The sequence below is a fragment of the Vulcanococcus limneticus LL genome, assembly GCF_943369875.1.
GTDB lineage: Bacteria > Cyanobacteriota > Cyanobacteriia > PCC-6307 > Cyanobiaceae > Vulcanococcus > Vulcanococcus limneticus_A.
Genome location: NZ_CALROT020000011.1, coordinates 50,631 through 70,204, shown reverse-complemented (window position 1 = coordinate 70,204; position 19,574 = coordinate 50,631). Strand labels below are relative to the sequence as shown.

17 protein-coding genes and 1 riboswitch are annotated in these 19,574 nt (G+C 71.4%); of the genes, 8 read left to right on the top strand and 9 right to left on the bottom strand.

Features of this window, described 5'->3' with window-relative positions; all coding sequences use genetic code 11:
- Positions 1 to 25: 25 nt before the first annotated feature.
- From ACLV7J_RS12670 to thiC, 4 genes are all read left to right on the top strand, one after another.
- Positions 26 to 1,249, top strand: a complete 1,224-nt coding sequence (locus ACLV7J_RS12670; protein WP_411869458.1) for an amidohydrolase — start codon at positions 26 to 28, stop codon at positions 1,247 to 1,249.
- Positions 1,246 to 1,479, top strand: a complete 234-nt coding sequence (locus ACLV7J_RS12665) for a DUF3188 domain-containing protein (protein WP_411869433.1) — start codon at positions 1,246 to 1,248, stop codon at positions 1,477 to 1,479. The genes ACLV7J_RS12670 and ACLV7J_RS12665 overlap by 4 nt, the downstream gene beginning before the upstream one ends.
- A gap of 26 nt (positions 1,480 to 1,505) precedes the next feature.
- Positions 1,506 to 2,108 (top strand): HEAT repeat domain-containing protein, encoded by a 603-nt coding sequence (locus tag ACLV7J_RS12660; RefSeq protein ID WP_411869432.1) that lies wholly within the window; start codon positions 1,506 to 1,508, stop codon positions 2,106 to 2,108.
- Between the two features lie 41 nt (positions 2,109 to 2,149).
- Positions 2,150 to 2,257: riboswitch (TPP riboswitch) on the top strand.
- Positions 2,258 to 2,315: 58 nt separating this feature from the next.
- Positions 2,316 to 3,698, top strand: a complete 1,383-nt coding sequence (thiC, locus tag ACLV7J_RS12655; RefSeq protein ID WP_411869431.1) for a phosphomethylpyrimidine synthase ThiC — start codon at positions 2,316 to 2,318, stop codon at positions 3,696 to 3,698.
- A gap of 17 nt (positions 3,699 to 3,715) precedes the next feature.
- Here thiC and ACLV7J_RS12650 read toward each other — a convergent pair whose 3' ends face one another.
- From ACLV7J_RS12650 to ACLV7J_RS12630, 5 genes are read right to left on the bottom strand one after another with little or no spacing between them, the layout of a single operon-like run.
- A complete protein-coding gene (locus ACLV7J_RS12650; RefSeq protein WP_411869430.1) occupies positions 3,716 to 5,128 on the bottom strand; it encodes a flavin monoamine oxidase family protein in 1,413 nt (470 codons plus the stop codon).
- A 58-nt stretch (positions 5,129 to 5,186) separates the two neighbouring features.
- Positions 5,187 to 5,786, bottom strand: coding sequence for a DUF4178 domain-containing protein (locus ACLV7J_RS12645; RefSeq protein ID WP_411869429.1), 600 nt, complete (start codon positions 5,784 to 5,786; stop codon positions 5,187 to 5,189).
- Between the two features lie 44 nt (positions 5,787 to 5,830).
- Positions 5,831 to 7,384 (bottom strand): polyamine aminopropyltransferase, encoded by a 1,554-nt coding sequence (locus ACLV7J_RS12640; protein ID WP_411869428.1) that lies wholly within the window; start codon positions 7,382 to 7,384, stop codon positions 5,831 to 5,833.
- Positions 7,385 to 7,386: 2 nt separating this feature from the next.
- Positions 7,387 to 7,611: a hypothetical protein gene (locus tag ACLV7J_RS12635; RefSeq protein ID WP_411869427.1), complete on the bottom strand. Its 225-nt coding sequence runs from the start codon at positions 7,609 to 7,611 to the stop codon at positions 7,387 to 7,389.
- A gap of 29 nt (positions 7,612 to 7,640) precedes the next feature.
- Positions 7,641 to 8,636: a hypothetical protein gene (locus ACLV7J_RS12630; protein WP_411869426.1), complete on the bottom strand. Its 996-nt coding sequence runs from the start codon at positions 8,634 to 8,636 to the stop codon at positions 7,641 to 7,643.
- Between the two features lie 34 nt (positions 8,637 to 8,670).
- Here ACLV7J_RS12630 and ACLV7J_RS12625 point away from each other — a divergent pair, with 34 nt between their 5' ends.
- Positions 8,671 to 8,880, top strand: a complete 210-nt coding sequence (locus ACLV7J_RS12625; protein WP_255128486.1) for a DUF350 domain-containing protein — start codon at positions 8,671 to 8,673, stop codon at positions 8,878 to 8,880.
- A 155-nt stretch (positions 8,881 to 9,035) separates the two neighbouring features.
- The gene (katG, locus tag ACLV7J_RS12620) at positions 9,036 to 11,234 is read left to right on the top strand and encodes a catalase/peroxidase HPI (RefSeq protein WP_411869425.1); all 2,199 of its coding nucleotides are present in this window, start codon (positions 9,036 to 9,038) and stop codon (positions 11,232 to 11,234) included.
- A gap of 97 nt (positions 11,235 to 11,331) precedes the next feature.
- Here katG and tkt read toward each other — a convergent pair whose 3' ends face one another.
- The 3 genes from tkt to acpP form a co-directional block, all read right to left on the bottom strand.
- Entirely contained in the window at positions 11,332 to 13,350 is a 2,019-nt protein-coding gene (gene tkt / locus ACLV7J_RS12615) for a transketolase (protein ID WP_411869424.1), read from the bottom strand.
- A gap of 100 nt (positions 13,351 to 13,450) precedes the next feature.
- Positions 13,451 to 14,698 (bottom strand): beta-ketoacyl-ACP synthase II, encoded by a 1,248-nt coding sequence (fabF, locus tag ACLV7J_RS12610; protein WP_411869423.1) that lies wholly within the window; start codon positions 14,696 to 14,698, stop codon positions 13,451 to 13,453.
- 8 nt (positions 14,699 to 14,706) lie between these two features.
- Positions 14,707 to 14,949: an acyl carrier protein gene (gene acpP, locus ACLV7J_RS12605; RefSeq protein WP_094591539.1), complete on the bottom strand. Its 243-nt coding sequence runs from the start codon at positions 14,947 to 14,949 to the stop codon at positions 14,707 to 14,709.
- Between the two features lie 153 nt (positions 14,950 to 15,102).
- Here acpP and psaC point away from each other — a divergent pair, with 153 nt between their 5' ends.
- Together psaC and glmS are read left to right on the top strand one after the other, a co-directional pair.
- Entirely contained in the window at positions 15,103 to 15,348 is a 246-nt protein-coding gene (gene psaC / locus ACLV7J_RS12600; RefSeq protein WP_006850103.1) for a photosystem I iron-sulfur center protein PsaC, read from the top strand.
- A 137-nt stretch (positions 15,349 to 15,485) separates the two neighbouring features.
- Complete coding sequence (gene glmS / locus ACLV7J_RS12595; protein ID WP_411869422.1) at positions 15,486 to 17,429, top strand: glutamine--fructose-6-phosphate transaminase (isomerizing); 1,944 nt, start codon at positions 15,486 to 15,488, stop codon at positions 17,427 to 17,429.
- A gap of 379 nt (positions 17,430 to 17,808) precedes the next feature.
- On the opposite strand, the gene ACLV7J_RS12590 is transcribed toward glmS, so the two are convergent.
- A complete protein-coding gene (locus ACLV7J_RS12590; protein WP_411869421.1) occupies positions 17,809 to 19,362 on the bottom strand; it encodes a mannose-1-phosphate guanylyltransferase/mannose-6-phosphate isomerase in 1,554 nt (517 codons plus the stop codon).
- Between the last annotated feature and the right edge of the window lie 212 nt (positions 19,363 to 19,574).

The window sequence follows — 19,574 nt, the reverse complement described above, 5'->3', positions numbered from 1 at the left end:
GGTTGCCGGTACCGCCGGCGCGGGCATGGGGAGTCCCTGGCAGCGCCATGGCCTGGACTCGGCCCTGGCGGCGGCCCTGCCGGAGCTGATCGCCCTGCGGCGCCACATCCACGCCCACCCCGAGCTGAGCGGCAACGAACACCAGACCGCCGCCCTGGTGGCCGGCGAGCTCCGCGGCCTGGGCTGGCGCGTGCGCGAGGGCGTGGGCCGCACCGGCGTGCTGGCCGAGCTGGGCCCCGAGGGTCCGGGGGTGCCGCTGGTGGCCCTGCGGGTGGACATGGACGCCCTGCCGGTGGAGGAGCGCAGCGGCGTGCCCTTCGCCTCCGTGCACCAGGGCCTGATGCACGCCTGCGGCCACGACATCCACACCGTGGTGGGGCTGGGGGTGGCGCGGCTGCTGGCGCCCCTGGCGGACCAGCTCACGGCCCGGGTGCGGCTGCTGGTGCAGCCGGCGGAGGAGACGGCCCAGGGGGCCGCCTGGATGCTGGCGGATGGCGCCATGGACGGGGTGGAGGCCCTGTTCGGCGTGCACGTGTTCCCGAGCCTGCCGGTGGGCAGCATCGGCGTGCGCAACGGCAGCCTTACGGCCGCGGCGGGGGAGCTGGAGGTGGAGGTGCTGGGCGAGGGCGGCCACGGCGCCCGCCCCCACCAGAGCACCGATGCGATCTGGATCGCGGCGCGGGTGGTGAGCGGTTTGCAGGAGGCGATCAGCCGCCGGCTCGATGCCCTCCACCCGGTGGTGGTGAGCTTCGGGCGGATCGAGGGGGGCAAGGCCTTCAACGTGATCGCCGACCACGTGCGCCTGCTCGGCACCGTCCGCTGCCTCGACCTGGACCTGCACGCCCAGCTGCCGGGCTGGATCGAGGAGACGGTGCAGGCCCTCTGCGTCGGCCATGGCGGCGAGGCGCGGGTGCGCTACCGCTGCATCTCGCCGCCGGTGCACAACGATCCCGCCCTCACCGAGCTGGTGGCGGAGGCCGGTGTGGAGCTGCTGGGCCGCGCCAACGTGCGCTGGCTGGAGCAGCCCTCCCTGGGCGCGGAGGACTTCGCCGAACTGCAGCGCGACACGCCGGGCACGATGTTCCGCCTGGGGGTGGCGGGCCCGGAGGGTTGCACGCCCCTGCACAGCAACAGCTTTGCCCCTCACGAGGACTGCCTGGCCGTGGGCGTGCAGGTGCTGACCCTCAGCCTGCTGCGCTGGATCGAAGCCCGTGCCGGCCAGCCGGACGGCGCCGGCTCCCGCCCGTGAAGCGGGCCCTGCTGGCGCTCTCGGCGCCGCTGCTGATCCTGCTGGCCCTGCTGGCCCTGCTCCTGCGCCAGGGCTCCGACCGGCTCCAGGCCCTGCCGGCGCTGCTGGTGGGCGGGGGCCTGCTCACCTACAGCGGCCTGACCTGGCGCCGCCGTCGCCGCGCCCTGCTGGCGGCCCTGCGGGAGCGCCAGCCTGAGCCGGGGGCCGGGGCCGGCGGGCCACCCCCCTAGCGTGAACGTCCCTGCCGCTGGGACCGATGGATCTGGAACAGCTGCGCGCGGAGATCGCCTCCGGCGACCCGGCCCGCTCGATGCCGGCCCTGGCGCGCCTGCGTGGGGCCACGCCGGAGCAGGCCGAGCCGCTGCTGCTGCTGGGCCTGCAGCAGAGCCCCTTCCTGGTGCGCTCCCTGAGCTGCGCCGGCCTGGGCATGAAGCCCACCCCCGCCGGCTGGGAGGCGCTGGTGGCCGCCCTGGAGACCGATGAGGACGCCAATGTGCGGGCCGAGGCGGCCAACGCCCTGGTGAGCCATTCCCTGGAGCGGGCCTGGCCGCTGCTGCGGCTGGCCTTCGCCCGCGACGACCAGTGGCTGGTGCGCTGCAGCATCCTCTCGGCCATGGCCGAGCACCCGGCGATGGCCGCGGCGGATCTGCTGGAGCTGGCCCGGCTGGCCCTGGTCGATGCCGACGGCACGGTGCGGGTGGGTGGCGCCGAGATCCTGGGTCGGCTGGTGCGGGAGGCGGGAAATGGCACCCCCGGAGCGGCGGCGGCAGCGGCCGAGGCCCGCGCCGAGCTGGTGCGCCTCCAGAACGACAGCGACCACCGGGTGGTGGCCGCGGCCCTCAACGGCCTGCAGGGCTGATCGGGCCCGCGGCCGGCGCCATTTCGGCCTTGCTAGGTTTCCAAAGTCACTAGGGGTGCCCGGTCGTGCCAGCGCGACCCCGGGCTGAGATCACACCCTCCGAACCTGATCCGGGTCATGCCGGCGCAGGGAAGTGAGAACGAACTCCAGCTGCGCCCCGAAGCTGTCGGTTGTCCCGTCAGTCCTCCCTTTCGCCGTAGCCCTGTCATGCGTAGCGCCTGGATCGAGAAGCGCCAAGGCCAAGCCAATGTGTCGCAGCTGCACTACGCCCGCCAGGGCGTGGTGACCGAGGAGATGGCCTTTGTGGCCAAGCGGGAGAACCTGCCCGAGTCGCTGGTGATGGAGGAGGTGGCCCGGGGCCGGATGATCATCCCCGCCAACATCAACCACCTCAACCTGGAGCCGATGGCGATCGGCATCGCCAGCAAGTGCAAGGTGAACGCCAACATCGGCGCCTCGCCCAATGCCAGCGATGTGAGCGAAGAACTCAAGAAGCTCGAGCTGGCGGTGAAGTACGGCGCCGACACCGTGATGGATCTCTCCACCGGTGGCGTGAACCTCGATGAGGTGCGCACGGCGATCATCAACGCCTCGCCCGTGCCCATCGGCACGGTGCCCGTGTATCAGGCGCTGGAGAGCGTGCACGGCTCGATCGAGAAGCTCTCGGAAGACGACTTCCTGCACATCATCGAGAAGCACTGCCAGCAGGGCGTCGATTACCAGACCATCCACGCCGGTCTGCTGATCGAGCACCTGCCCAAGGTGAAGGGTCGCCTCACCGGCATCGTGAGCCGCGGCGGCGGCATCCTGGCCCAGTGGATGCTCTATCACCACAAGCAGAACCCGCTCTACACCCGCTTCGACGACATCTGCGAGATCTTCAAGCGCTACGACTGCACCTTCTCCCTGGGTGATTCATTGCGTCCTGGCTGCCTGCACGACGCCTCCGATGAGGCCCAGCTGGCCGAGCTGAAGACCCTGGGTGAACTCACCCGCCGCGCCTGGAAGCACGATGTGCAGGTGATGGTGGAGGGTCCGGGCCACGTGCCGATGGACCAGATCGAGTTCAACGTGAAGAAGCAGATGGAGGAGTGCAGCGAGGCGCCCTTCTATGTGCTCGGCCCGCTGGTTACCGATATTGCCCCCGGCTACGACCACATCACCAGCGCCATCGGCGCGGCCATGGCCGGCTGGTACGGCACGGCGATGCTCTGCTACGTGACTCCCAAGGAGCACCTGGGCCTGCCGAACCCCGAAGACGTGCGCAACGGCCTGATCGCCTACAAGATCGCCGCCCACGCCGCCGACATCGCCCGCCATCGCCCCGGTGCCCGCGACCGCGACGACGAACTGAGCCGCGCCCGCTACGCCTTCGACTGGAACAGGCAGTTCGATCTCTCCCTGGATCCCGAGCGGGCCCGCGAGTACCACGACGAAACCCTGCCGGCGGACATCTACAAGCAGGCCGAGTTCTGCTCGATGTGTGGCCCCAAGCACTGCCCGATGCAGACCAAGATCACCGACAAGGACCTGGAGGGTCTGGAGCAGGTGCTGGCGGAGCAGCGGGCCGGGGAAGCGGCGGCCGTCTGAGCCGTCGTGGGGGCAGGTCAGTCCGCTGACCCGCCCCCCAGCAGCGCACGCACCTCAGCGGCGGCGGCCAGGCCCGCCTCGATGGCCCCCTCGAAGTAGCCGGGCCAGCGGCTGGCGGCCTCGGTGCCGGCCCACACCACCCGGCCATGGGCTTGCTGCCCCACGGGGCCATAGGTGGTGTGGGCGCCGGGGGTCAGGAAGCTGGTGAAGGCGCCGCCGCTCCAGCTCTCGTCGTTCCAGTTGTGCAGCACCAGCTCCGTGGGCTCGGCGGCCTCCGGGCCCCACCAGCTCGCCAGGTCGGCCAGCACGGCCCGCCGCCGCTGGGCTTCGCCCAGCTGCTGCCAGCGCACGGCCCGTTCGCCGGCGATGAAGCCCGCCAGCAGGCCCGGTCCGCCCGGCGGGGTGCTGTCGACCGTGAGCTCCAGGGTGGGCAGGTTGCCGATGCCCAGGCCGTTGAGGCCCCGCTCGCGCCAGAACGGCCGCGGGTAGAGCGCCAGCACCTTCACCATCGAGCCCATCGCCGAGCGCTGCAGCAGGCCGCTGCACTCGGGCGGCAGGGCCGGGCTGAAGCGGATGCCCAGCCGCAGGGGCGGAGGGATGGCCACCACCGCGGCGGCCGCCGTGACCACCTCCCCGGCGCCGTGGCTCACCCGCACGCCGCCGCCGTCCTGCTCGATCGCCCCCACCGGCGCCCGCAGCTGCAGCCCATCCGCCAGTTCACTGGCCAGGCGGTCGGCCAGCTGGGCGGCGCCCCCCTCCACCAGCCAGGCCTCCGGGGTGTCGTGCTGGGGGGCCGTGGCCTGGGTCCAGGCCAGGTGCAGGATCGAGCTCTCGTGGGGTTCGAAGCCGCCGGAGCCACCCATGCGCGTGAGCCAGGCGAAGGGGTAGCGGGCCAGCTCCCCGGCCGACTGCTCCTGCAGCCAGCCCGCAATGCTGATCCGATCGAGGGCCTCGGCGCCGGGGGCGTTCCAGGGCGCGGCGGACGGCACCTGGTCCACCAGCTCCAGGAACCGCCGCTGCAGCGCCAGGGTCTCCTGGAGTTCGGCCGCCGGCAGACCCAGGTCCCCTGGTCGGAAGAACAGCAGGCTGGCGCGGTAGTCGTGCTCCAGCCCGGCCCGGTGGGGTGTGCCCTTCCAGTGGAAGATCCCCTCGCCGTCGTAGGGGGTGGGGTAGCGGCGCAGGCCGTAGTGCTCGAGCAGGCCGATCAGGCGGTGGTGGGTGGCGCCCACCCACTGGCCGCCCAGATCCACCCGCAGGCCCGAGGCGGTGGTGTGGCCGTGCAGGCGCCCGCCCCAGCGCTCGCGTGCCTCCAGCAGCTGCACCTCCAGGCCCTGACGCCGCAGCTCGCGGGCGCAGATCAGGCCGGAGAGGCCGGCGCCCACCACCACCACGTCCACGCCAGCCTCCGGGGTTGCCGCTGGATCCGCCATGGGCAGAGCCTGCCATGGGAGAGCGCTCGGTTGTGAGGTTTCGCCAGGGGGCGGGGCCCTAGCCCGCAGGCCGATACACCGAGCGCCCGTCGCCGGGCAGCAGTGCCAGGGCGGCGGGGTCGATGCGGCGGCCGATGGTGATCTCGGTCTCGTCGTCGTTCCAGCGCTCCACCGACAGCACCCGCTGGCCCTCGGCTTCGTAGTCGGCGAAGCGGCAGCTGGCGAGGTGGCGGTTCATGGTGCGGGCGCTGGAGGTGGCCGAGGCCCGGCCCTCCTCCCGCCGCTCATAGGTGAGGCCCTCGCAGTGGATCTGATCCGGGAAGGGGGTGGCTGCGCTGGCCAGTTGGCGAAGCAGGGCGGGCGGGCCCTGCTCCAGCCAGCTCACCTCCAGCCAGTCGTCTTCGCACACCGCCAGCCAGCGGGCCTCGGGGCCGTCACGCAGCAGATACTCCAGCCACTGGAAGCCGTCCTCGTCGTAGAGCAGCCGGTCTTCCACCACCCAGTCGCGCCCGTCGCACTGCACGATGTCGCCGGTGCGCAGGTCGAACAGCGTCCGTGCCGCCGGCAACGCGCTGGGCTGGGTCCGGCGCAGCCGTTGCACCCGCAGCAGCGCCCAGGCCGCCACCAGCAGCACCAGCAGCACCAGCCAGATCGCCATCGGCTCACCCTATCCACCCCCTGACCTGTGGCCCCCGCGCCGGCTCAGGTCCCGCCCCACAGCCCCTGCCGCTGGTAGTCGGCCAGCACCGGCCGCGACAGCCGGTTCGGCAGCACCGTCTGCCCCGGCGGCGGCTGCAGATCGCGGGGCAGCACGAACAGGCGCTGCAGCTGGGCCGCATCGATCCAGCGGCCCCGGAACGGCAGGGCCGCCGCCGTCAGCGCCTGGCCGGGGCGGTGGGCCAGCACGAAGCCCCACGGCCCGAAGCTGGGCACATCCACGCTGTAGGGCCGGCTCTGCAGCGACAGCTCCGCCAGCGTGGCCCGGATCGAGGCCATCACCCTGGGGGTGAAGAATGGCGTGGAGGCCTGGGTCACGAGCAGGCCATCGGGGGCCAGCCGCTGCAGCACCCGCCCGTAGAAGGTCACGCTGTAAAGGCGCGCCAGGGGCGCGGTGGCGGGATCGGGGAAGTCGGCGATCACCACATCGAAGGGCCCCGCCAGCCGCCGCACCAGCTCAAAGGCATCGCCCACGTGCACGTGCACCCGCGGGTCGTCGAGGCTGCCGCGGTTCAGGCGCTTCAGGAACGGGTGGCGGCGCGCCAGCCGCAGCATCTCGCCATCGAGCTCCACCAGATCGACGCGTGTGACGCCCGGCCAGCGCAGCACCTCCCGCACGGCCAGGCCGTCGCCGGCCCCCAGCACCAGCACCCGCCGGGGCCGCGGATGCAGGGCCAGGGCCGGATGCACCAGGGCCTCGTGGTAGCGGTACTCGTCGAGGCTGGAGAACTGCAGGTTGCCATCGAGGAACAGGCGCAGATCGTCGCGGCGGCGGGTGAGCACGATCCGCTGGTGGCGGGTCTGGCGGCGCCCCACCACGGGATCGTCGTAGAGGGAGTCCTCGAGGCGGTCGCCCAGGGGCACGATCAGCCAGGCCGCCAGGGCCGCCAGGGGCCAGGCGAGCGTGAGGGGCCAGCGCCAGCGGCGGCCCGCCGGAAACAGCCAGCAGAGCAGGGCGCTGTTGGCCAGCGGCACCAGCGCCAGCAGCCCCGCCGTGGGCAGCAGCCCCAGCCAGGGCAGCAGTACCAGCGGAAACAGCAGCGACCCCACCAGGGCACCGAAGTAGTCGAGCGCCAGCACCCGGGCGAGGGCCTGGCGCAGCTGCTGCTGGGTTTCCAGCAGGCGCGTGAGCAGGGGCACTTCCATGCCCCCCAGCACCCCCACCAGCACCGTGAACACCACCAGTCCCAGCCACACCGGGCCATCGGCGCTGAACAGGGCGAACAGGGCCAGCGGCGCCAGCAGGCACAGGGGCGCCAGGCCCACCTCCACCAGCAGGAAGGTCCGCAGCAAGGCCTGCTGGGGCTCTGCTCCGCCCACCACGAACTGGCTCAGCCAGGCGCCGAGCCCCATGGCGGCCAGGAACGTGCCGATCACCACGCCCGTGGCCAGGGCGGCATCGCCGAGCAGGTAGCTGGCCTGGGTGGCCAGCATCAGCTCCAGCACCAGGCCCACGCTGGAGGAGAGCGCCGCCGTGGCCAGCAGCACCCGCACCTGCAGGGGCGTGAGTTCGCTGCTGGCCGTGGGTCGCTGCGCCATGGCTACTTGGCCGAGCCCGGTCCACGCCCCTGGAAGCGCGACCAGTCGCGGGGGCGGCCGTGGGGCACCCAGCGGCCGCCCCGGTAGGAGCCGCTGTAGCTCACCCCCGAGGAGGCGCTGGGGGTGCCGTCCTGGCCGAGCCGGAACAGCAGGGGCCGGGTGATGGCGGCGGTGGTGCCCACGCCCACCGCCGTGAGGGTGAGCACCAGGATCAGGGCGCGCTCCATCGGCATCTCAGCCCCCCTCCATCGGCATCTCAGCCCCCCTCCCGATTCAGATCCAGCGGCAGGGCCGCCACCGGCTGCGGGCACACGACCCCATCCTCCAGCACCAGCTCGATCCACTCGATGGCCCAGGGTTCGCCGCCGTCCGCGAGCTGCTCCGTCAGAACGGCCCGCACCCGCACACTCTCCCGCTGCGCCAGGCGCAGGTGAACGGTCTGCGTCACCGTCAGCCAGTGGTCGCCGTCGCTGCTGTGCCGGGTCGGCACCAGCTTCAGCGCCTCCTGCAGCAGCTGCTCCCCGCGCGGGCCGGCCACGCTCAGCTCCAGCCGCACCGGCGGAAGCCCGGCGGCAGGTGGACGGTCGCTGCTGGGCCGTTCGTAGCGGGCCCGCACCACCGCCCGCAGCAGGCCGTCGCCGCCCGCCCGCAGGCGGATCGCGGCGCGGCTGTCCTCCAGCCGCAGTGCCCGCCGCTGCCGCCAGTTGCCGTACACCGAGGACTGCAGGATCCGCACCATCGCCAGGCCGATGGCGGCGGTGAACCAGAGCAGCAGTGCATCCACCCGGTGCTGACGCACCTCCACCTGCACCACGATCGGCGTCTGCAGGGGCTGGCCGGCGCTGTCGAGCAGCTCCTCCGTTGTGAGGCGCAGGCGGTAGCTGCCGTTCTCGGGCGGCCGCAGCGCCAGGTCCGCCTGGTCGTCGCGCTCCTCCCAGGTGCCGCTCTCCCCGCCCTCACTCCAGGTGCCGCTCTCGCGCCAGGCCTGCTTGCTCAGCGCCAGCACCACGGCGTCCTGGCTGTCGAGCAGCTCCAGCGTCAGTTCCAGGGCGCTGTTGGCGGGCAGGTCAGCGCGCAGGCTGATCTGCGGGCTGCCCAGGGGGCCGGCCTCCAACCGGAAGGGTTCGCTGATGGTGGGCTGCTCAGGACCCAGCACCACCGCGAGCCGGCGACTGGGGGCCAGGGCGGACAGGGCCAGGACCAGCAGCGGCAGCAGCGGCAGCAGGCCACACCAGCGGGGCCAGCGCACCACCTCCCTACCGTGGCGAGGTGTGTTGGGCGAGGCGATGGCCAAACCGCTGCTCCAGTTGCTGCTGACGGTCGGCTGGACCTTCGTGGGAGTCATCCTCATCTATGGCGGCCTGCTCCTCTTCGACGCCCTCTCCCCCACCGACTACCGCGCCGAGATCCGCAAGGGCAACGTGGCCGCCGGCCTCGTGGTGGGCTCGGTGACCCTGGCCATCGCGGCGGTGGTGGTGGCGGTGCTGAGTACCTGAGACGTGGTGCGGGTCTGGGTCCCCCTGGGCTGGAGCGCAGCCTGCATGGGGTGAAGCCGAGTCGGCCCTGGATCGCACGAAGTCCTGTGTCCCTTCCGGCCGCGCCTGGTGGCGCTGCCTACGGTCCGGTGAGTGCGTTCAGGCCAGCAAGCCCGATGACCGAACTCGGCAAGTGCCCCTTCAGCGGCCATGGCGGAACGGCCGTGGCCGGCCGTGGGCCGTCCCCGCGCGACTGGTGGCCCCAGCAGCTCAACCTCGGGATCCTGCACCAGCACAGCCCGGCCTCCAATCCCCTGGGCCCGGCGTTCCACTACGCCGAGGCGTTCAGTCAGCTCGATTACGCCGCCCTCAAGCGCGACCTGATCGCGCTGATGACCGACTCCCAGGACTGGTGGCCCGCCGACTGGGGCCACTACGGCGGGCTGTTCATCCGCATGGCCTGGCACAGCGCCGGCACCTACCGCACCGCCGATGGCCGTGGCGGTGGCGGCACCGGCAACCAGCGCTTCGCGCCACTCAACAGCTGGCCCGACAACGGCAACCTCGACAAGGCCCGCCGGCTGCTGTGGCCCATCAAGCAGACCTACGGCAACCGCATCTCCTGGGCCGATCTGATGATCCTGGCCGGCACCTGCGCCCTCGAGTCGATGGGGCTGCGCACCTTCGGCTTCGGCGCCGGTCGCGTGGACATCTGGCAGCCCGAGGAGGACATCTACTGGGGTAACGAGACCACATGGCTCGGCGCTGGGCGCTACAGCGGTGATCGCCAGCTGGAGCAGCCCCTGGCGGCGGTGCAGATGGGTCTTATTTACGTGAACCCCGAGGGCCCCGATGGGGTGCCCGATCCGGTGGCCTCCGGCCGCGATGTGCGCGAGACCTTCGCGCGCATGGCCATGAACGACGAGGAGACCGTGGCCCTCACCGCCGGCGGCCACACCTTCGGCAAGGCCCATGGCGCCGGCAGCGAAGAGCTGGTGGGGCCGCCGCCGGAGGGGGCTCCGCTCGAGCAGATGGGTCTGGGCTGGGCCAACCGCCACGGCAGCGGCAAGGGGGCCGATGCCACCACCAGCGGCATCGAGGGTGCCTGGAAACCCCATCCCACCCGCTGGGACATGGGCTACTTCGACATGCTGTTCGGCTACGAGTGGGAGCTGATCAAGAGCCCCGCCGGCGCCTGGCAGTGGCAGGCCAAGGACTGCCGCGAGGAGCATCTGATCCCCGACGCCCACATCCCTGGCCTGAAGCACCCGCCGATGATGACGACGGCGGATCTGTCGCTGCGCTTCGATCCGATCTACGAGCCGATCTCGCGTCACTTCCACCAGCACCCGGAGGCCTTCGCCGATGCCTTCGCCCGGGCCTGGTTCAAGCTCACCCACCGCGACATGGGGCCCAAGAGCCTCTACCTCGGCCCCGAGGTGCCCGCGGAAGACCTGATCTGGCAGGACCCGATTCCGGCGCTGGATCACCCCCTGGTGGATGGGCCCGCCATCGCCGAGCTCAAGGCGCGCCTGCGGGCCTCCGGGCTGAGCGTGGCTGAGCTGGTGAGCACCGCCTGGGCTTCGGCCTCCACGTTCCGTGGTTCCGACAAGCGCGGCGGCGCCAACGGCGCCCGCATCCGCCTGGCGCCCCAGAAGGACTGGGCCGTGAACCAGCCCGAGCAGCTGCAGCGGGTGCTGGGCGTGCTCGAGGGCCTCCAGCAGGCGTTCAACGCGTCCCGCTCCGATGGCGTGCGCGTGTCGCTGGCGGATCTGATCGTGCTGGCCGGCGGCGTGGGCGTGGAGCAGGCGGCCGCTGCCGCCGGCCATGCCGTGGAGGTGCCGTTCACGCCGGGCCGCATGGATGCCAGCCAGGAGCACACCGACGCCGCTTCGTTTGCGGTGCTGGAGCCCCAGGCCGATGGCTTCCGCAACTGGCAGAAGGGCCCGATGAGCGTGCCCGCCGAGCACCTGCTGGTGGATCGCGCCCAGCTGCTGGGCCTGAGTGCCCCGGAGATGACCGTGCTGGTGGGCGGCCTGCGGGTGCTCGGTGCCAACAGCGGCGGCAGCCGCCACGGCGTGTTCACCGAGCGGCCGGGGGTGCTCAGCAACGACTTCTTCGTGAACCTGCTGGCCATGGCCACCACCTGGACCCCCACCGATGACAGCGGCGAGCTGTTCGAGGGGCGCGATCGCCTGAGCGGGGAGCGGCGCTGGAGCGGTACCCGGGTGGATCTGGTGTTCGGTTCCAACTCCCAGCTGCGGGCGATCGCCGAGGTGTATGCCCAGAGCGATGGTGCCGCCACGTTCGTGGCCGATTTCGTGGCCGCCTGGGTGAAGGTGATGCAGGCCGATCGCTTCGACCTGAAACGCTGAAGTTCCTGCCGGGCCAGGCCTGCCCAGCAAAAAGCCCCGCCGATGGCGGGGCGCGAAAGGCGGGGGGCTCAGCCCCCCGCCTTTTTCAGCTGAGTAATCAGCCCAGGGCCTTGGCCTTGGCCACCACGTTGTCCACGGTGAAGCCGAACTTCTCCATCAGCAGGGGGCCGGGGGCGGAGGCGCCGAAGCGATCGATCGACACGCTGTCGCCGTCGAAGCCGGTGTACTTGTGCCAGCCGAAGGAGCTGGAGGCTTCCACCACCAGGCGCTTGCGCACGGAGGAGGGCAGCACGCTCTCGCGGTAGGCCTCATCCTGCTCTTCGAACAGCTCCACACAGGGCATCGACACCACCCGCACGTTCTTGCCGTCGGCCCGCAGCTGGGCGGCGGCCTTGGTGCAGAGCTCGAGCTCGGTGCCGGTGCCGATCAGGATCAGATCGGGGGTGCCGGTGCTGTCTTCCAGGATGTACCCACCCTTGGCCACGCCGGCGGCGCTGGAGTTGGCCTGGTTGGCCATGGCCTGACGGCTGAGGAACAGCACGGTGGGGCGCTTGCGGTTGGCAATCGCCACCTGGTAAGCACCGCTGGTCTCGTTGCCGTCGCCAGGACGGATCACCAGCATGTTGGGCAGGGCCCGCAGGCTGGCCAGGGTCTCGATCGGCTGGTGGGTGGGGCCGTCCTCGCCGAGGCCGATGGAGTCGTGGGTGAGCACGTAGATCACGCCCAGTTCGCTCAGGGCGGAGAGGCGCATGGCGCCCACCATGTAGCCGGCGAACACGGCGAAGGTGCCGCCGTAGGGCACCAGGCCGCTGCCGTGGTAGGCGAGGCCGTTGAGGATCGAGGCCATGGCGTGCTCCCGCACACCGAAGTGCAGGTAGCGGTTGGCTTCGGCACCCTTCTGGAAGCCCTTCTCCCCCTTGATGTCCGTGAGGTTGGAGTGGGTGAGGTCGGCGGAACCGCCGATCAGCTCGGGCAGGTTGGGGCCGATGGCGTTGAGGCAGTTGTAGGAGTGCTGGCGAGTGGCCAGGCCCTTGTCGTCGGCGCTGTAGCTGGGCAGGTTGGCATCCCAGCCCTGGGGCAGCTCACCGCGCAGCTGGCGCTCGAACTGGGCGGCCTCGCTGGGGTACTTGGCGCGGTAGTCGGCCAGGGTGGCGTTCCAGGCGGCCTCGGCGGCGGCACCGCGGCTGATGGCCTGGCGCCACTGGTCGTAGGCGTCCTGGGGAACTTCGAACTCGCCGTAGCTCCAGCCCAGGGCCTCACGGGTGAGGGCGGCTTCCTCGGCGCCGAGGGCGGCACCGTGCACCCCTGCCGTGTTGGCCTTGTTGGGGGAGCCGTAGCCGATGGTGGTGGTCACCTTGATCATCGAGGGACGATCGGTGACGGCCTTGGCCTCGGCGATGGCCTTGGCGATGGCGTCCACGTTGGTGTTGCCGTCGGGCACGTGGATGGTGTGCCAGCCGTAGGCCTCGTAGCGCTTCAGCACATCCTCGGTGAAGGAAACGTTGGTGTTTCCGTCGATGGTGATGTGGTTGTCGTCGTAGAGGGCGATTAGCTTGCCCAGGCCCAGGTGGCCGGCCAGGGAGGCGGCTTCACCGCTCACGCCTTCCTGGTGGCAGCCGTCGCCCATGATCACGTAGGTGTAGTGATCAACAACCTTGCAATCGGCCTTGTTGAACTTGGCGGCGAGGTGGGCCTCGGCCATGGCCAGACCCACGGCATTGGCGATGCCCTGACCCAGCGGGCCCGTGGTGACTTCAACCCCAGGGGTTTCGAAGGTCTCGGGGTGGCCGGGGGTCTTGGAGCCCCACTGGCGGAACTGCTTGATGTCCTCGATGCCCACCGAGTCGTAGCCGGTGAGGTGCAGCAGCGCGTACAGCAGCATGCAGCCGTGGCCGGCGGACAGCACGAAGCGATCGCGGTTGAACCACTTGGGGTTCTTGGGGTTGTGGCTCAGGGCCTTGTCCCACAGGGCGTAGGCCATGGGCGCGCATCCCATGGGCAGACCGGGGTGCCCGGAGTTCGACTTGTTGATCGCATCAACCGCCAGGAAGCGGATGCTGTTGATGCAGAGGGTGTCGACGGACTGGGTTCCGAGGGTGGGGGCGGCGGCGACCATGGGATACGGGTAAGGGGTGGGGTGGGGCGTGTTTGCCGGGCAGGCGGCCGTGGGGGAGTGGGCGGTGATCCCGGCGCAGGGCGCGGGAGCAGCGATCGCCTCAGCTCATCCGACGGAACGCGAGGCAGACGTTGTGACCACCAAATCCGAAGGAGTTGGACAGCACGACATCCAGTTTCTGTTCCCGCGCCTGGTTGGGCACGACATCCAGATCACAGGCCGGATCTGGCGTTTGGTAGTTGATCGTAGGCGGCACAAGGTTGTGGCCTATGGCCAGCACGGAGGCCACGGCCTCGATGCCACCGCTGCCACCCAGCAGGTGACCCGTCATCGACTTGGTGGAGCTGACGGGGATCTGGTTGGCCCGCTCGCCCAGGGAGGCCTTGATGGCGGCGGTCTCGTTGCTGTCGTTGGCCTGGGTGCTGGTGCCGTGGGCGTTGACGTAGTCCACGTCCTCCGGTTCCAGGCGCGCGTCGCGCAGGGCCAGGCGCATGGCCTCGGCGCCACCCACGCCCCCCGGTGACGGGGAGGTGATGTGGTGGGCGTCGCAGGTCATGCCGTAGCCAATGATCTCGGCCAGGATCTCGGCGCCGCGGGCCTGGGCATGCTCCAGGCTCTCGAGCACGAGCACGCCGGCGCCCTCACCGATCACGAAGCCGTTGCGCTCCAGGTCGAAGGGGCGGCTGGCTGTGGCGGGGTCGTCGTTGCGGAACGACAGCGCCTTGGCGCTGGCGAAGCCGGCCACCCCCAGGGGAGTGATCGCCGATTCGGCGCCGCCGGCCAGCATGGCGTCAGCCAGGCCGAGCTGGATCAGCCGGAACGCGTCGCCGATGGCATTGGAGCCGGCGGCGCAGGCGGTGGCCACGGCGGTGCTGGGCCCCTTGGCGCCCAGGGCGATCGCCGCCAGGCCCGTGGCCATGTTGGGGATCATCATCGGCACGCAGAACGGGCTGACCCGGTCTGGTCCGCGGTCCGCCAGCACGTGGGCCTGGGTTTCCATCATCAGCAGGCCGCCGACACCGGAGCCGATGGCCACGCCCACCCGGTGCTGGTTGTCCTCGTTAATGCTCAGACCGGCCTGGGCCACGGCCTGCTTGGCCGCCACCACGCCGAACTGGCAGAACCGATCCCAGCGCTTGGCTTCCTTGGGCTCGATGGAGCCCTTCGGATCAAAGCCCTTCACCTCGGCGGCGAAGCGACAGGCATGGCGCGACGCGTCGAACAGGGTGATCGCCTCGACCCCGTTACGGCCCGTGCGCAGACCTTCCCAGTACGCGGAAACGTCGTTGCCGATCGGTGTGACCGCGCCGAGGCCTGTGACCACGACGCGGCGGAGACCCTCCACCATCGGGATCCTCAGGCCTGCTTGTCCTGGATGTACTTGACGGCGTCGCCGACGGTGGCGATGCCTTCGGCCGCCTCGTCGGGGATCTCGATGTCGAAGGCCTCTTCCAGGGCCATGACCAGTTCGACGGTGTCGAGGGAGTCGGCGCCCAGGTCGTTCTGGAAGTTCGATTCGGGCTTCACATCGCCTGCGTCGACGCTGAGCTGCTCGACAACGATCGAGCGGACTTTCTCGAAGATCGCGTCCTGGGACATGGCCGGAGTGTTCGGAGGCCGCATCCTACGGGGCGGCCTGCGGCGGCCCCCCGGGCCGTATGAAAAAGGGTGACGGCGCGGTGGTGGTAGCAGGGACCACCCGGTCAGCGCGGGTACTTTTGGCGTCACGCCGTTTGTTCCCGGCCCAGGCCCATGTCCCACGCCGTCAAGATCTACGACACCTGCATCGGCTGCACCCAGTGCGTGCGGGCCTGCCCCCTCGACGTGCTCGAGATGGTGCCCTGGGACGGCTGCAAGGCCGGCCAGATCGCCTCCTCCCCCCGCACCGAGGACTGCGTCGGCTGCAAGCGCTGCGAAACCGCCTGCCCCACCGACTTCCTCTCGATCCGCGTCTACCTCGGCGACGAGACCACCCGCTCCATGGGTCTCGCCTACTGAGGCAGGTCCCGGTCGGCCGACGACCTGTGTTCCAGGAGTCGTTGGCCGCCATTCACCCATAAGCTCAAGCCCAGCTCCGGCTGGGCTTTTTTGTTGGCGGTGTCTCCGGGCGCCGCCGCCCTCCTCCCTCGGCATCTATGTGCGGCATCGTGGCGGTGATCGGTTCGCGGGAGGCGGCTCCCCTGCTGCTGGAGGGCCTCCGGCAGCTCGAATACCGCGGCTATGACTCGGCCGGCCTGGCCACGGTGGAGGCTCTGCCGGCGGGCCCGGCGGGCGGTCCTGCCGAGGGACGGCTCACCTGCCTGCGGGCCGAGGGCAAGCTGATCAACCTCACCCACCGCTTCGAGCAGCACGGGGCCCCGGGTCAGTGCGGCATCGGCCACACCCGCTGGGCCACCCACGGCAAGCCCGAGGAGCGCAACGCCCACCCCCACCTCGACGGCAGCGGCCGGCTGGCGGTGGTGCAGAACGGCATCATCGAGAACTTCCGGATCCTGCGCGAGGAGCTGCAGGCCGAGGGCGTGGTGTTCCGCTCCGACACCGACACCGAGGTGATTCCCCACCTGGTGGCCCGCCAGCTGGAGCGGATCCAGCAGGGCCGGCCCGCCAGCGGCGCCCTGCTGCTGGAGGCCGTGCAGCAGGTGCTGCCGCTGCTGCACGGCGCCTACGCCCTGGCGGTGGTGTGGGCGGCCCTGCCCGGGGCCCTGGTGGTGGCGCGCAAGGCGGCGCCGCTGCTGATCGGCCTGGGCGAGGGCGAGTTCCTCTGCGCCAGCGACACCCCGGCCCTGGCCGGCTTCACCCGCACGATCCTGCCCCTGGAGGACGGCGAGGTGGCGCTGCTCACCCCCCTGGGGATCGAGCTTTACAACGCGGCCGGCGAGCGCCAGCAGCGCACCCCCTCGCTGCTGAGCGGCACCGAGCACGTGGCGGACAAGCGCAGCTTCCGCCACTTCATGCTCAAGGAGATCCACGAGCAGCCGGAAACGGCGGCCCTGTGGGTGGCGCGCCACCTGCCGGAGGCCGGCGCGGCCGGCGGCCAGGCCGGTGCCTCGCTGGTGGCCCTGCCCCTGGATGAGGAGGTGTACGAGGGCGTGGAGCGGATCCAGATCCTGGCCTGCGGCACCAGCCGCCACGCCGCCCAGGTGGGCGCCTACCTGCTGGAGCAGCTGGCGGGGATTCCCACCCGCGTCTTCTACGCCAGTGAATTCCGCTACGCGCCGCCGCCGCTTGCGGCCCACACGCTCACGATCGGCGTCACCCAGTCGGGCGAGACGGCCGACACCCTGGCGGCCCTGGCGATGGAGCAGGAGCGCCGCGCCCTGGTGGCGGATCCGGCCTTCGCGCCGCGGCTGCTGGGCATCACCAACCGTCCCGAGAGCTCCCTGGGCCGCCTGGTGCCCCACATCCTCGACATCGGCGCCGGCATCGAGGTGGGGGTGGCCGCCACCAAGACCTTCCTCGGCCAGCTGCTGGCCTTCTACGGCCTGGCCCTGGCCTTCGCCGAGCGCCGCGGCGGTGGAGCCACCGGCCACGGGCCTGAGCAGCTACGGCGCCTGGTGGCCGATCTGCGGGCCCTGCCGGAGCAGCTCAAGGTCCTGGTGGAGGACCACGACCGCCGCTGCGCCGAGCTGGCCCACCTGTTCGCCGACACCCAGGACGTGATCTTCTTGGGCCGTGGCATCAACTACCCGATCGCCCTGGAGGGCGCCCTCAAGCTCAAGGAGATCAGCTACATCCACGCCGAGGGCTACCCGGCCGGCGAGATGAAGCACGGGCCCATCGCCCTGCTGGATGCGCGGGTGCCGGTGGTGTCGATCGCGGTGCCGGGCCTGGTGTTCGACAAGGTGCTCAGCAACGCCCAGGAGGCCAAGGCCCGCGATGCCAAGCTGATCGGCGTGGCCCCCGAGGGTCCCGACACGGAGCTGTTCGACACCCTGCTGCCCGTGCCGGAGGTGGATGAGCTGCTCAGCCCGCTGCTGACGGTGATCCCGATGCAGCTGCTCAGCTATCACATCGCGGCCCATCGGGGGCTTGATGTGGATCAGCCGCGCAATCTCGCCAAGAGCGTCACAGTCGAGTAGGTGCGGCGTCGGGTGTGTCCCTCGGGGCGGCCACCGGCCTGGGGCCGGAATGCCGCCCCGAGGGACACACCCGACGCGCCGCAGGAGTTGGGGGTGGGGAGGGGTTTTAGGGGCCTGTCTGCACCTTGTCGGCGCAGGCTGAAGCTTGGTGTGGTCGCTCTGGGATGTGGGGCGAGGTTGGCGGGCGCGGCTGAGGTGTGGCGCGACGGCCTGTGGGGGAGTGGTTGAGCGCGGGCTGTCGTCTGGAGAGGGTCGTGGCGTGCACCTGAATGCCCGTCAGGCCTCCACGCTGCCATCCATCCCCTCCCCCACCCCGGCTACCGGTGAAGGGCTGATCAGAGGGCCGCATTCCGGCCTCCGGCCGGTGGCGGCCCGCCGGTCAGCCCTTCACCGCCACACGCCCACTCCTGCCGTAGAGGTCTTCGAAGCGCACGATGTCGTCTTCGCCCAGATAGGGCCCGCTCTGCACTTCGATCATCTCCACCGGGATGCGGCCGGGGTTGGTGAGGCGGTGTTTGCAGCCCAGGGGGATGTAGGTGCTCTGGTTCTCGCCCACCAGCTCCTCGACGCCGTTCTTCTCCACCACGGCGGTGCCGGCCACCACCACCCAATGCTCGGCGCGGTGGTGGTGCATCTGCAGCGACAGTGAGGCCCCGGGGTTGACCACGATCTTCTTGACCTGCCAGCGCTCGCCCTCGGTGACCCCGTCGTAGGAGCCCCAGGGGCGGTAGATGCGGCGGTGGGCCCGGCTCTCGCGGGCGCCCTCCTGCTCCAGCTGGCCCACGACCGCCTTGATGTCCTGGGCCCGATCGCGGTGGGCCACCAGCACCACGTCGTCCGTTTCCACCACCACCAGGTCTTCCACCCCCAGCCCCACCACCAGGCGGTGCTCGCTGCGCAGGTAGCAGTTGCGGGAGTCCTGGCTGATCACCCGGCCCCGCAGCACGTTGCCCTCGGCGTCCTGGTCCGCCGTCTCCCAGAGGGCGCTCCAGCTGCCCACGTCGCTCCAGCCGGCCTCCAGGGGCAGCACGGCGCCGCGGTCGGTCTTCTCCATCACCGCCACGTCGATCGCCACGTTGGGGCAGCCGGCGAAGGCCTCCCGCTCCAGCCGCAGGAAGTCCAGGTCGGCGCTGTCATGTTCGAGGGCGGCCCGGCAGGCGCTCACCACCTCGGGGGCCAGCCGCTCCAGTTCGGCCAGGATCGCGCTGGCCTTGAACAGGAACATGCCGCTGTTCCAGGTGAAGCGACCGCTGGCCAGGAACCCCTCGGCGGTGGCGCGGTCGGGCTTCTCCACGAAGCGGGCGATCGGCACCGGGCCCTGGGGTGCCGCGCTGGTGCCGTTGGCGCCAGCGGCGCTCGCGGCTTCCGGGGCGGTGGCGGCCTCGATGTAGCCGTAGCCCGTCTCCGGGGCGGTGGGCACGATCCCGAAGGTCACCAGGGCGCCGGCCTCGGCGGCGGGGATGCCGGCCGCCACGGTGGCGCGGAAGCGCTCCGCCTCGCGGATCACGTGGTCGGCGGCGAGCACCAGCAGCAGTGGATCCTCGCCGCGGGCCGTGGCCTGCAGGGCCGCCACCGCCACGGCGGGGGCGGTGTTGCGGCCCATCGGCTCCAGCAGGATCGCGGCGGGCTCCACGCCGATCTGGCGCATCTGCTCGGCCCCGATGAAGCGGTGGTCCTCGTTGCAGATCAGCAGCGGCGCGGCCAGGCCGCCCAGGCCCCGCAGCCGCAGCTGGGTCTGCTGCAGCAGGGTCTCCTCGCCGCTGCCGGCCAGGGCCCAGTACTGCTTGGGATAGCTGGCCCGCGATAGGGGCCAGAGGCGGGTGCCCGTGCCGCCGCAGAGGATCACCGGCACCAGCGCGGAGCTGGTGGTGGCGCTACCCGCGCTGGCCGTGGCGCTGGAGAGGGTGGCGGCGGCGCTTGGGGTCGCGGTCATCGCGGGGGATCACTCGGCGGCGGGGCGGCGCCCGTCGGCCCGGTCCCCATGGATGGCCCCATTCCAACCCAGAACCGCTGCGGCAGGAAGGTGGCCGCGTCGGATCCCGGACTGCCGGGATGGATCCCCGGCCGCAGTGCCCTGGCCCGGCCCCGCCCAGCGTGGCGTTGGCTGGCCCTGCCCACTGGCGCGTGACGCCTGGGGGCCCCCGT

Coding starts and splice junctions, on each gene's coding strand:
- ACLV7J_RS12670 (WP_411869458.1), top strand. CDS start 26: ATGGGGAGTCCCTGGCAGCGCCATGGCCTGGACTCGGCCCTGGCGGCG.
- ACLV7J_RS12660 (WP_411869432.1), top strand. CDS start 1,506: ATGGATCTGGAACAGCTGCGCGCGGAGATCGCCTCCGGCGACCCGGCC.
- thiC (WP_411869431.1), top strand. CDS start 2,316: ATGCGTAGCGCCTGGATCGAGAAGCGCCAAGGCCAAGCCAATGTGTCG.
- ACLV7J_RS12650 (WP_411869430.1), bottom strand. CDS start 5,128: ATGGCGGATCCAGCGGCAACCCCGGAGGCTGGCGTGGACGTGGTGGTG.
- ACLV7J_RS12645 (WP_411869429.1), bottom strand. CDS start 5,786: ATGGCGATCTGGCTGGTGCTGCTGGTGCTGCTGGTGGCGGCCTGGGCG.
- ACLV7J_RS12640 (WP_411869428.1), bottom strand. CDS start 7,384: ATGGCGCAGCGACCCACGGCCAGCAGCGAACTCACGCCCCTGCAGGTG.
- ACLV7J_RS12635 (WP_411869427.1), bottom strand. CDS start 7,611: ATGGAGCGCGCCCTGATCCTGGTGCTCACCCTCACGGCGGTGGGCGTG.
- ACLV7J_RS12625 (WP_255128486.1), top strand. CDS start 8,671: ATGGCCAAACCGCTGCTCCAGTTGCTGCTGACGGTCGGCTGGACCTTC.
- katG (WP_411869425.1), top strand. CDS start 9,036: ATGACCGAACTCGGCAAGTGCCCCTTCAGCGGCCATGGCGGAACGGCC.
- tkt (WP_411869424.1), bottom strand. CDS start 13,350: ATGGTCGCCGCCGCCCCCACCCTCGGAACCCAGTCCGTCGACACCCTC.
- fabF (WP_411869423.1), bottom strand. CDS start 14,698: ATGGTGGAGGGTCTCCGCCGCGTCGTGGTCACAGGCCTCGGCGCGGTC.
- acpP (WP_094591539.1), bottom strand. CDS start 14,949: ATGTCCCAGGACGCGATCTTCGAGAAAGTCCGCTCGATCGTTGTCGAG.
- psaC (WP_006850103.1), top strand. CDS start 15,103: ATGTCCCACGCCGTCAAGATCTACGACACCTGCATCGGCTGCACCCAG.
- glmS (WP_411869422.1), top strand. CDS start 15,486: ATGTGCGGCATCGTGGCGGTGATCGGTTCGCGGGAGGCGGCTCCCCTG.
- ACLV7J_RS12590 (WP_411869421.1), bottom strand. CDS start 19,362: ATGACCGCGACCCCAAGCGCCGCCGCCACCCTCTCCAGCGCCACGGCC.